The 11,420-nt window shown below is 68.6% G+C and carries 11 protein-coding genes; 2 read left to right on the top strand and 9 right to left on the bottom strand.

Going from position 1 to position 11,420, the window contains the following annotated elements:
* Nucleotides 1-7: 7 nt before the first annotated feature.
* The 4 genes from AC2VOK_RS13405 to AC2VOK_RS13390 form a co-directional block, all read right to left on the bottom strand.
* The gene (locus tag AC2VOK_RS13405) at nt 8-1,153 is read right to left on the bottom strand and encodes a ferredoxin reductase (RefSeq protein WP_428900910.1); all 1,146 of its coding nucleotides are present in this window, start codon (nt 1,151-1,153) and stop codon (nt 8-10) included.
* Nucleotides 1,154-1,311: 158 nt separating this feature from the next.
* Nucleotides 1,312-1,833 (bottom strand): DUF6912 family protein, encoded by a 522-nt coding sequence (locus AC2VOK_RS13400; RefSeq protein WP_428900909.1) that lies wholly within the window; start codon nt 1,831-1,833, stop codon nt 1,312-1,314.
* Nucleotides 1,830-2,720, bottom strand: coding sequence for a polyphosphate kinase 2 (ppk2, locus tag AC2VOK_RS13395; RefSeq protein ID WP_428900908.1), 891 nt, complete (start codon nt 2,718-2,720; stop codon nt 1,830-1,832). The genes AC2VOK_RS13400 and ppk2 overlap by 4 nt, the downstream gene beginning before the upstream one ends.
* Nucleotides 2,721-2,806: 86 nt before the next feature.
* Nucleotides 2,807-4,222, bottom strand: coding sequence for a WS/DGAT/MGAT family O-acyltransferase (locus tag AC2VOK_RS13390; protein WP_428900912.1), 1,416 nt, complete (start codon nt 4,220-4,222; stop codon nt 2,807-2,809).
* Between the two features lie 201 nt (nt 4,223-4,423).
* Here AC2VOK_RS13390 and AC2VOK_RS13385 point away from each other — a divergent pair, with 201 nt between their 5' ends.
* Together AC2VOK_RS13385 and AC2VOK_RS13380 are read left to right on the top strand one after the other, a co-directional pair.
* A complete protein-coding gene (locus AC2VOK_RS13385; RefSeq protein ID WP_428900913.1) occupies nt 4,424-4,564 on the top strand; it encodes a hypothetical protein in 141 nt (46 codons plus the stop codon).
* Nucleotides 4,513-5,064 carry an Rv3235 family protein gene (locus AC2VOK_RS13380; RefSeq protein ID WP_428900907.1) on the top strand — a complete coding sequence of 184 codons (552 nt, stop codon included), beginning with the start codon at nt 4,513-4,515 and terminating at the stop codon, nt 5,062-5,064. Before AC2VOK_RS13385 ends, AC2VOK_RS13380 begins: the two co-directional genes overlap by 52 nt.
* A gap of 3 nt (nt 5,065-5,067) precedes the next feature.
* Here AC2VOK_RS13380 and AC2VOK_RS13375 read toward each other — a convergent pair whose 3' ends face one another.
* The 5 genes from AC2VOK_RS13375 to AC2VOK_RS13355 form a co-directional block, all read right to left on the bottom strand.
* On the bottom strand, nt 5,068-6,225 hold the full coding sequence (locus AC2VOK_RS13375; protein WP_428900906.1) for a cation:proton antiporter: 1,158 nt from the start codon (nt 6,223-6,225) through the stop codon (nt 5,068-5,070).
* A gap of 4 nt (nt 6,226-6,229) precedes the next feature.
* Nucleotides 6,230-6,712, bottom strand: coding sequence for a cation:proton antiporter regulatory subunit (locus tag AC2VOK_RS13370; RefSeq protein ID WP_428900905.1), 483 nt, complete (start codon nt 6,710-6,712; stop codon nt 6,230-6,232).
* A 57-nt stretch (nt 6,713-6,769) separates the two neighbouring features.
* The gene (gene secA, locus AC2VOK_RS13365) at nt 6,770-9,625 is read right to left on the bottom strand and encodes a preprotein translocase subunit SecA (RefSeq protein ID WP_428900904.1); all 2,856 of its coding nucleotides are present in this window, start codon (nt 9,623-9,625) and stop codon (nt 6,770-6,772) included.
* Between the two features lie 104 nt (nt 9,626-9,729).
* Complete coding sequence (gene hpf, locus AC2VOK_RS13360) at nt 9,730-10,437, bottom strand: ribosome hibernation-promoting factor, HPF/YfiA family (RefSeq protein WP_428900903.1); 708 nt, start codon at nt 10,435-10,437, stop codon at nt 9,730-9,732.
* 310 nt (nt 10,438-10,747) lie between these two features.
* Nucleotides 10,748-11,392 (bottom strand): ComF family protein, encoded by a 645-nt coding sequence (locus AC2VOK_RS13355; protein ID WP_428900911.1) that lies wholly within the window; start codon nt 11,390-11,392, stop codon nt 10,748-10,750.
* Between the last annotated feature and the right edge of the window lie 28 nt (nt 11,393-11,420).

Genomic DNA, 11,420 nt, shown 5'->3' with positions numbered 1-11,420 from the left:
TGGGCTCTCAGATGTCGACCACGCAATCCCCGGAGGCGGCCGAGACGCAGGTCTGGATCCGGCTGCCGGGCTCATGTTCGCGGCCGCTTCGCAGGTCGCGAACGTGGCCGTCGACCAAGCTCACCACACACGACTGGCAGATGCCCATCCGGCAGCCGAAGGGCATCTGTACACCGGCGCCCTCGCCCGCCTCCATCAACGAGGTCGCGGCATCCGCTGCGACGGCGCGCCCGCTTCGCGCGAACGTCACCGTTCCCCCCGCCCCGGCCGGCGCCGCCTTGGCCACGGCGAACCGCTCCAGGTGCAACCGATCGCCGATGCGGGCCGCCGACCACACCTTTTCAGCCTGGGTGAGCATGCCCTCCGGCCCGCACGCCCACGTCTGGCGTTCGCGCCAGTCGGGCACCTCCCGGTCGAGTCCCGTCAGATCCAGCCGCCCCTCGATCCGGGTTTCGCGCACCCGCAACCGGTAGCCTCGCTGGTCGGCGGCCAGCGCGGCCAACTCGGCACCGAACATCACCTCGGCTTCAGTGGGGGCCGAATGCAGATGCACGACGTCGCCAATCTGATTGCGGCGCGACAACGTCCGCAACATCGACATCACCGGCGTGATCCCGGATCCGGCGGTGAGGAACAGGATCGAGCGCGGCGCCGGGTCGGGGAGCACGAAGTTGCCCTGCGGGGCGGCCAGTCGGACGATGGTGCCCGGCTCGACACCGGCGACCAGATGGGTGGAGAGGAATCCCTCGGGCATCGCCTTCACGGTGATCGTGACCGTACGCGACGCCCCGGAACGGGTGGCCGGGCTCGACGTCAGCGAATACGACCGCCAGCGCCACCTCCCGTTGAGCGGGACGCCGATCCCGATGTACTGGCCCGGCTGATAGTCGAAACTGAAGCCCCAGCCCGGTTTGATCACCAGCGTCGCGGAGTCCTCCGTCTCACGGCGCACCTGAAGAATGCGGCCTCGCAGTTCCCGCGCGGACCACAGCGGATTGGCCAGGCGCAGGTAGTCGTCGGGCAGCAGCGGCGTCGTGATCCGGGCCGCTGCCGTGCGCAACGCGTGCCAGACGGGGTGCCTGTCGGCGCCGGCGACGGTGGGACGCGTGGTCTCCACGACATTGGCGGTGACCGGGACGTATTTTTCGCCCATCGGAAGCTCCTGTCCGCGACTGCTTCGCTGGGAGCAGCGCCCCCGTCGGCGTCGGTGAGGCGCAGCGCCGAAATCCTACGGTACCGTAACTTACGGTTCCGCAGTCTGGAATGCGACGTACCCGCTCGGATGTGGCCGCGCGCGAGGCCGGTCACCGGTCACAGCAGCTCGAGCAGAAATGGCAGCTCTTGGGTGGCGTACCAGGCCAAGTCGTGGTCTTGAGCGTCGCCAACGGCCAGTTCGGCATCCTCGTCGCCGAGGTCCGCGGCGTCGATCGCCTCGATGGCCTTGACGACATCCGTCTCGGCCTCGGCGGTGTCGACATAGACGGCGATCACCCGGTCCAGCTGGACGGGCGCACCGAGTTTGACGACGGCGTCGTCGAGATCGGGACGGTGTTCGGCCCCGGATCCGCCGATGGGGACCTCGGCAGTCAGCACTGCACGCCGCGGCGGCAGGCCGTCGGGCGCGGCGTCCCGTTCGGCCGCCAGCAACCGCAGCGATGCCAGCGCCGCCTCACGCAGCGCCGCCTCGGCCAGTTCGTCGTCGTCGCCCTCGGCGTAAGCCTCGCGCAGCGTCGGAGTCACCGCGAACGCGATGCCGCTGACGGGCGACAGCGACCCCTGCGCAACCAGCCGCTGCAGCATCGCCAGCGTGGCGGGAACGTAGACAACGGTCACGAGACCGCCGCGCCCGCGATCAGCGTCGCCGCATGGTCCTCGACGTACGTCGACAGCTCACGCGGCGGCCGCTGGTAGTTCTGCGCCTCGATCACCCGCTTCGGCAACGTGATCACGGGCCTTTCGACGTCGTGGTACTCGATCGTGGACAGCAGGTGGGCCATCATATTGAGCCTTGCGTGCTTCTTGATGTCCGATTCCACGACAAACCACGGGCTGACCGACGTGTCGGTGTGCACCATCATCTCGTCTTTGGCGCGCGAATAGTCCTCCCAGCGGTAGACCGATTCCAGGTCCATGGTGCTGAGTTTCCATTGCCGCACAGGATCGTTGCGCCGGGCTTTGAACCGTCGCAGCTGCTCGGCCTCGGACACCGAGAACCAATACTTGCGCAGCAGGATCCCGTCGTCGATCAGCATCTGCTCGAAGATCGGCGTCTGCCGCAAAAACAGCACATATTCCTGCGGCGTGCAGAATCCCATGACTTTCTCGATACCGGCGCGGTTGTACCACGACCGGTCGAAAAGCACGATTTCGCCTTTCGCGGGCAACTGGGCGATATAGCGCTGGTAATACCACTGCCCGCGTTCCCGGTCGGTCGGCGCCGGCAGCGCGGCGATACGCACCTCCCGGGGGTTGAGGTATTCGGTGATCCTTTTGATGGCACCGCCTTTGCCTGCCCCGTCGCGTCCCTCGAAGATGATCACCAGGCGCTCTCCGGAATGTCGCACCCACTCCTGCAGCTTCACGAATTCGCTTTGCAGCCTGAATAATTCGGCCTCGTACACGGCGTTGGAAATCCTCGGCGGATCCAGGACGGCCGATTTTCTTCTCGTCGACTTCTTCTTCGGCTTTGCCGGGGCGCCGTCGCGCGTCGTGGTGCTCACAGCAACGAATGCTATATCTCTGCGATTCGGCAACTCTACGATTCAGCCGCTCTGCGATTCGGCCGCTCCAACTTTTGCGCCACACGCTAGCGGGAGGCCTCCAGGAGTTCCTCGAGCGCCTGGTTCAACAGATCGGGCAGCAGATCGACGTCGCTCATGGCGTCGCGGTCGGCGTTGATCCCGAAATAGAGCACGCCGTTGTAGGAGGTCACGCTGATGGCCAGCGCCTGGCCGTTCAGCAACGGCGGCACCGCGTAGGCCTCCAGCAGCTTGGTGCCCGCGATGTAGAGCTGCGACTGCACCCCGGGGGCATTGGTGATCAACAGGTTGAACGTCCGCTTGGAGAAGCTGGGGAAGCTGGTGGCGACGCGCACACCCATGGCGTGCAGGGTGGGCGGCGCGAAACCCGACAAGGTGACGATGGTCCTGGCGTCGACCGCACTGGCGGCGGTCGGGTTGGACTCGGTGGCGTGGGCGATCTGGGACAGCCGCACCACGGCGTTGGGCTCCCCCACCGGAAGGTCGACGAGAAACGGGGTGACCTGGCTGATCATCTGCCCCGGTCCGGTGGAGTCGAACTGGTCGTCGGCGTAAACCGACAGCGGCGCCATCGCCCGGACGGTCGCGGTCGGCGACACCGGTTCCCCGCGCGACAGCAGCCAGTTGGCCAGCGCGCCGGCCACCACGGCCAGCACCACATCGTTGACGTCGCAGTCGTAGCGCGCCCGGACCGTCCGGTAGTCCGCGAGGCTGGCCCGCGCGACCGTGAACCGGCGGTTGCGGGAAACGATCGCGTTGAGCGGGCTGCTGGGAGCGGTGCCGCGCGTCACCGCCCGCGCCAGACGCACGGCACGGCGGCCCACGTCGAGCAACTCGCCCTGATTGGTCACCGCCCCGGCCACGGCGGACCCGACGGCTTGCAGCTGCGCGCCCGGACCTGCCACCCACTCGCCCAGCGCACCCAACAGCAGCCGGGTGCTACCGGGGTCGCGTTCCGGCACCCAGATGTCTTCGGGGAACGACGGCGGGCGTCGCGTCCGGTCGGCGACGACGTGCCCGATCGACAGCGCCGTTGCGCCGTTGACCAGGGCCTGATGGGACTTGGTGTAGAGAGCGAGCCGGTTGTCGGCCAGGCCCTCGACGAGGTAGGCCTCCCACAGCGGCCGCGACTTGTCCAGCGGCCGCGCGGCGAGCCGGCCGATCAGCTCGTGCAGTTGCTCGTCGCTGCCGGGCGAGGGCAGCGCCGAACGCCGCACGTGATAGGCGATGTCGAAGTCGCTGTCGTCGATCCACACGGGCCTGGCCATGCCGATGACTTCGCGGACCTTCTGCCGGTAGCGCGGTACCTGCGGCAGCCGCTGCTCGATGGTTGCCAGCAACGACTCGTAGTTCAGCCCGGCGCGCGGACGGCGCAGGATGTACAGCGACCCGACGTACATCGGGGTGGAGGTGTTCTCCAGCCGGAAAAACGACGCGTCCGAGGGGGACAAGCGGGTCACCATGACGGCCCCGTCCTCCTTGCCATTCGTTGCCACTGTGGCCATTTCGTTAACCACTGAGCTGTTCCCGCCCACGGTAACCGCCCCGCCGGCGCTCAGCACGGCGCGGGTACGCGAGAGGCCGGGTTGTGCCATGATGGCGTGTCTGCACCTCTCCAGCAGGCCGATCCGTTGTCGAGACGACTCGGCTCCACCCTCGGTCCGATGGCCATCGATCCACCGGCCATCGATCCACCGGCCATCGATCCACCGGCCATCGATCCACTGGCCATCGATCCACTGGAGAGTGCGCAGTGCCCGTCCACCCCATCGTCCGGCCGTCCGGTCCGCGTGCTTTCGCCGTGACGCCCGTCGTCGACTACGAGCCCCCGACGCGAGATGTGCCCGCGTGCCGGCGTTCTTCCGCGGCCACGCTGCGGCGACACGGCGCCCGGGTGCCGCTGCAGCGGGACGACTTGCCGCCGGGCAGCGGGCCCCAGCCCCCGCCGTCGGGCGGCACCGTTCTGACACCACGGATGCGCCAGGCGGCGAGCTTCGCCGATGCGGCGCTGCGGCGGGTTCTGGAGGTCATCGACCGCCGCCGTCCCGCCGCCCAGCTGACGCCCATGCTCGCGCCCGGCCTGGTCGACTCGGTGCTGTCGGTGGGTCGGGCCGGGAATGACGGCGCCGCCGTGCTGCGCCGGATGCGGCTGAAACCGGCGGGGCACCGCGACCCGGAGACGGCGGCCGAGGTCTTCGGCTCCTACAGCCGCGGCTCCAGGGTGCACGCGATCGCCTGCCGCGTGGAGCAGCTGCGCACCGGAAGCCAAACCCGGTGGATGGTGGTGGCGCTGCACATCGGTTGACGGCTAACGCGCCGAGCCGGCCCCCTCCGGCAGCGGCCCGCCGGTGAAGCGTGCCAGCACCGGACCCGCGATCGCCATCACGAAGACGTATGAGGTCGCCAGCGCAGCGACGGCGGGGATGGACGCGCCGATCAGCCCGATGATGACCAGAGAGAACTCGCCGCGGGCGATCAGCGCGGTCCCGGCACGCAGCTGGCCGCGCCGCGCCACCCCGTCGCGGCGGGCCGCGAGCATCCCGGTGAGCACCTTCGTCGCCGCGGTCACGACGGCCAGCACCAGGGCAACCGGGAGCATCGGAAGCAGCTGCCGGGGGGCGACGGACAGGCCGATCGACAGAAAGAACGTCGCGGCGAACAGGTCGCGCAGCGGTCCCAGCACCTTGCGGGCCCGATCCGCGGTGTCCCCGGTCAGCGTCAGCCCCACCAGGAAGGCGCCGACGGCGGCCGACGCGTGCACCGACTCGGCGAGCGCGGCCACCATCAGCGTCACCCCCAGCACGCGCAGCAGCAGTTGCTCGGAGTCGGGGTGCGTCACCAGCCTCCCGACGTGGTGGCCCCAGCGATAGGACGCGGTGAACGCCGCGACGAGGGCGACGACCGCGGCGACCATGCTCGCGACGGCCACCAGCCAGGTTCCGCCCGAGGCCAGCACCGAGAACAGCGGAAGATACGCCGCCATCGCGAAGTCCTCGAGGACGAGCAACGACAGCACGGCCGGTGTCTCACGGTTGCCGAGCCGGCGCAGGTCTTCCAACAGCCGCGCGATCACGCCCGACGAGGAGATGTAGGTGACCCCGGCCAGCGACAGGATGGCCACGCCGTCGAGTCCCAGCAGCATGCCCGCCACCGCGCCCGGTGTGGCGTTGAGGACCACGTCGGCGCCCGCCGAAGGCAGGTGATGGCGCAGGCTGCTGGCGAACTCGGTCGCGGAAAACTCAAGACCCAGGGTCAACAACAGCAAGACGATGCCCAGCGAGGCGGCCGTGGTGATGAACTCGTCCGCGGCGGCCACCGGCCAGATGCCGCCGTTGCCCACCGACAGGCCCGCCACCAGGTACAGCGGTATCGGCGACAACGCGAAGCGGCGTGCGAGGGCCCCCAGCACCGACAGCGCCGCCAGGAGAGCGCCGAGCTGGAACAGCAGCGCCTCCGAAACCTGCACCGGCTCAGCCTTTGTCGACGATGTGCTCGACCCCGGCGATGCCTTCTGCGGTGCCGATGACGATCAGGACGTCCTGGGCGCGCAGCATGTCGGCAGGACCCGGCGAAGCGAGCACCTCCTCGTTACGCACGATCGCGACGATCGAGGCCCCGGTGCGGGTGCGCGCGTGCGTGTCGCCCAGCGGATGGTCGACAAACGGGCTGCCCGCCAGGATGTGAACCTGGCCCGTCTCGAGCCCGGGGATCTCGCGGGCCAGTTCGGTGAACCGCTCGGCGATCCGCGGCGCGCCGAGAATCTGCGCCATGGCCTCGGCCTCCTCGTCGGTGAGGCACAGCAGCGGTCGCGCCTGGTCCGGATCCTCGCGGGAGTAGACGACGACGTCGAATTCACCGCTACGCCGGGCGATGATGCCGATCCTGTCACCTTTGTGGTCGGTGAACTCGTAGCGCAGGCCGACACCTGGCAGGAGGACCTCGTTGACATCCATACCGTCGATCCTTGACCAAACGTGGCCGGGAGCAAAGCACACCCGGCCGGCGGAGCGCTAACGCTTCTTCACCGATTTCGGCGGCTTGGCGCCGCGGCCCTGCTGCCGCGCGGCCGCACGCCGTTCACGGCGGCTGGCGCCGGCGGGAACGCCGGCCGGCGCCTTCTGTCCGCCACCGCCGTTGCGCTGCACCTGCGCCGAACCGTCCTCCGACGGACCGGAATAGGTCAGCGCGGGCTGCTCGTCGTCGATCCCTTTGGCGCGCAACATGCTCGGAGCTTCTTCGCGGACCTCTGCAGGCGCGCCGCTTCGCTGCGCCTGGTCAACCTCAGCCGACTCCGACCCCGCCGCCAGCTCAGCCAGCCCTTCGGGCACCGCCACCGGGGCCACCTGCGGGGACGGCGAGGGCACCGCTTCCACGGCGACGTTGAACAAGAAGCCGACCGACTCCTCCTTCATGCCGTCGAGCATGGCCGTGAACATGTCGTAGCCCTCCCGCTGGTATTCGACCAGCGGGTCGCGCTGCGCCATCGCCCGCAGGCCGATGCCCTCCTTGAGGTAGTCCATCTCGTAGAGGTGCTCGCGCCACTTGCGGTCGATGACGTTGAGCAGCACATTGCGCTCCAGCTGGCGCATCGCACCTTCACCCGCAAGCTCCTCGAGCTCGGCTTCCCTTGCGGTGTAGGCGCGTTCGACGTCGGAGAGCAGCTCCTCGAGCAGCTCCTCGCGGGTCAGGTCGTCCCGCTCGGAGTCGGCGTCCCGGCGTGTCAGCGTCTCGTGGTCGATCCCGACCGGGTACAGCGTCCGCAGCGCCGTCCACAACGCCTCGAGGTCCCAGTCCTCGGCATAGCCCTCGCCCGTCGCGCCGGTGACGTAGGCGGTGACCACGTCACGAACCATGTCCAGCGCCTGCTCCCTGAGGTTCTCGCCCTCGAGGATGCGGCGGCGCTCGGCGTAGATCACCTTACGCTGCTGGTTCATCACCTCGTCATACTTGAGGACGTTCTTTCTGACCTCGAAGTTCTGCTGTTCGACCTGGGTCTGCGCGCTCTTGATCGCCCGGGTGACCATCTTCGCCTCGATCGGCACGTCGTCGGGCAGGTTGAGGCGATTCAGCATCGCCTCCAGGGCGGCGCCGTTGAACCGCCGCATCAGCTCGTCGCCGAGCGACAGGTAGAACCGGGACTCGCCGGGGTCGCCCTGGCGGCCGGAGCGGCCGCGCAGCTGGTTGTCGATGCGCCGCGACTCGTGCCGTTCGGTGCCCAGCACGTACAGGCCGCCGGCCTCGATCACCTCGGCGGCCTCCTTGCCGGCTTCCTCCTTGACCTTGGGCAGCTCGGAGTGCCAGGCCGCCTCGTACTCGTCGGGCGTCTCCACCGGGTCCAGGCCGCGCTCGCGCAGCCGCTGGTCGGTCAGGAAGTCGACGTTGCCGCCCAGCACGATGTCGGTGCCACGGCCGGCCATGTTGGTGGCCACGGTGACGCCGCCGCGGCGGCCCGCCTCGGCGACGATGCCGGCCTCCTGTTCGTGGTACTTGGCGTTGAGCACGTTGTGCGGGATGCGGCGCTTGGCGAACTGCCGCGACAGGTACTCCGAGCGCTCCACGCTGGTGGTGCCGATCAGCACCGGCTGGCCCTTCTCGTAGCGCTCGGCGACGTCGTCGACCACCGCGATGTACTTGGCCTCCTCGGTCTTGTAGATGAGGTCGGAGCAGTCGGTGCGGATCATCGGCTTGTTGGTCGGGATGGGCACCACGCCGAGCTTGTAGATCTCGTGCAGTTCGGCCGCCTCGGTCTGGGCGGTGCCGGTCATGCCGGCCAGCTTGTCGTAGAGCCGGAAGTAGTTCTGCAGCGTGATGGTGGCCAGGGTCTGGTTCTCGGCCTTGATCTCGACGTGCTCCTTGGCCTCGATGGCCTGGTGCATGCCCTCGTTGTAGCGGCGGCCGTACAGCACGCGCCCGGTGAACTCGTCGACGATGAGAACCTCGCCGTCGCGGACGATGTAGTCCTTGTCGCGGTTGAACAGCTCCTTGGCCTTCAGCGCATTGTTGAGGTAGCTGACCAGCGGCGAGTTGGTGGCCTCGTAGAGGTTGTCGATACCCAGCTGGTCCTCGACGAACTCCACGCCCTTCTCGTGCACACCGACGGTGCGTTTGCGCAGGTCCACCTCGTAATGGACGTCTTTTTCCATCAGCGGCGCCAGGCGGGCGAACTCGAGGTACCAGTTGGATGCGCCGTCGGCGGGGCCGGAGATGATCAGCGGGGTGCGGGCCTCGTCGATCAGGATCGAGTCGACCTCGTCGACGATGGCGAAGTTGTGCCCACGCTGGACGCAGTCCTCCAGCGAATGGGCCATATTGTCGCGCAGGTAGTCGAAACCGAACTCGTTGTTGGTGCCGTAGGTGATGTCGGCGTGGTAGGCAACGCGACGCTCGTCGGGTGTCATCTGGGCCAAGATCACCCCGACGTCCAGGCCGAGGAACCGGTGCACGCGCCCCATCCACTCGCTGTCACGCTTGGCCAGGTAGTCGTTGACGGTGACGATGTGCACGCCCTTGCCGCCGATGCCGTTGAGATAGGCGGGCAAGACCGACGTCAGGGTCTTGCCCTCACCGGTCTTCATCTCAGCCACATTGCCGAAATGCAGGGCGGCGGCACCCATCACCTGCACCTCGAACGGACGCTGGTCGAGCACCCGCCAGGCGGCCTCGCGGGCGACGGCGAAGGCCTCGGGCAGCAGATCGTCGAGGCTTTCGCCGTCGGTGTGCCGCTTCTTGAACTCCTCGGTCTTGGCCCTCAGCTCGGCGTCGGTGAGTTTCTCGATGTCCTGCGACAACGTGTTGACATAGTCGGACACCCGCTTGAGGCGCTTGACCATGCGACCTTCACCAAGGCGCAGCAACTTCGACAGCACAGCTATGTCCCCTGTGGGTTGGAGTCTTCTCTGTCTGTGAGACGACGTCCATCCTAGGTGACACGCCGCGGCGGCCGCGCGAACGCCGGATCAGGCCAGTCTGATCAGACCAGTCTGATCAGACCGTAGTCGTAGGCGTGCCGGCGGTAGACGACACAGGGACGTTCGGTCTCCTTGTCCTGGAACAGGAAGAAGTCGTGCCCGACCAGCTCCATCTCGTACAGGGCGTCGTCGACCGTCATGGGCGTGGCCGGGTGCTCCTTGGTCCGCACGATCCGGCCCGGTTCGTGGTCCCCGAGTTGTTCGGCGAGCCGGTCGGGAGTGGCGCGCTCGGCCGGCGACGGCTCCGGTGCGCCGTTGGGCCGCCCGGACGGGGCGGCCACCGCCGTGGCCACGGCCAGCGAGACCGGGGTCTTGTCGCCGTAGTGGACCTTGCGGCGGTCCTTGGCGCGGCGCAGCCGGTTCTCGAGCTTGGCGACCGCGGACTCGAACGCGGAATAGAAACTGTCGGCGCTGGCCTCCGCCCGGCTGACCGGTCCGCGACCGCGAGCGGTGATCTCCACGCGTTGACACGACTTGCGCTGGCGACGGTTGGGCTCGTGTTTGAGTTCGACATCGAAGAGGTAGATGGAGCGGTCCAACCGCTCGACGCGGGCGAGTTTCTGGGAGACGTAAACGCGGTAGTGGTCGGGGATTTCGACGTTGCGGCCTTTGAACACGACCTCGGCGTCCAGCGTCGGTTCGACCTGCCCGTCGGTTTGTGCCGGCGGCTCGGCGAGCATCTGACCGGAATCCTCGGATAGCCTTGACATGCGTGACAATTCGTTCCCTTTCCACGTCGCACGCGCGCTGCGTGCCCGGCTTGACTTCTGTCGCGCCGACGGGGTGAGGGCGGTTCCGCAATGGTTCACGCGCAGGCTGCCCGCCGGTGCAAGGTGCCGAATACTCACCTCCTTCGCCGATGGGGCCTCGACCTGGGATTTGACCAGTGCGTCAGGCCGATGACTCAGTGCATGGTGTTGTCGACGTTAGCTCGTGTTCGCCCGCGCGTGCCACTGATTTCGCCGACCTGTTGCGAGTTCTTCACATCCTCTCGGCACGTGCCGGTTCCGGCGGTTTCGTTCACGCGGCCGCGACCGCGAGAACCGCGACGACCCGCAGCCCGGCGGCGCACAGGGCCCGCACCGACTCCCGGGCGGTCGCGCCGGTGGTGACGACGTCGTCGACGACCATCACTTCGGTGCCCGGGTGGTCGGTGAGCGACCCGCCGCGCAGGAGCACCCGACCGGCGATGTTGCGCTCACGGGCAGCGGTGCCCAGGCCCGCCGAGTCGCGGGCCAGCGCCCTGATCCGCAACGCGCGGGCAACTGTGACATCGGGGTGCCCCGCCACGGCGGCCCGGGCCACACGGGTGACCGGGTCGCCGCCCCGGCGGCGTGCCGCCCAAGGCCGCGTCGGCGCCGGCACGATGGTCAGCGGGGTCTCGACGATCCCCCAGGTCAGCAGGCGGTGCACGCCGACGGCCAGGGCGTACGCCAGCGGCGCGACGAGGTCGCCGCGGCCGCGCTCCTTGACCGCGAGGATCGCCTGGCGGCGGGCGCCGGCGTAGCGGCCCAGCGCGAACACCGGCACCTGCGGGTCGATGCGGGGGGTGACGACATGCGGCTCGTCGGCGGCCACCGACAGCTCACGGCCGCAGGCGTCACACCACCGGGTCGACGGCGCCCCGCAGCCGCCGCACTCCAGTGGCAGGATCACGTCGAGCACGGCAACAGTGTCGCGCACCGGGCCGACA

It is taken from the genome of Mycobacterium sp. TH-M116, assembly GCF_057473685.1.
Note: the sequence above shows the minus strand (reverse complement) of the source record. Positions and strands in the feature narration are given on the sequence as shown.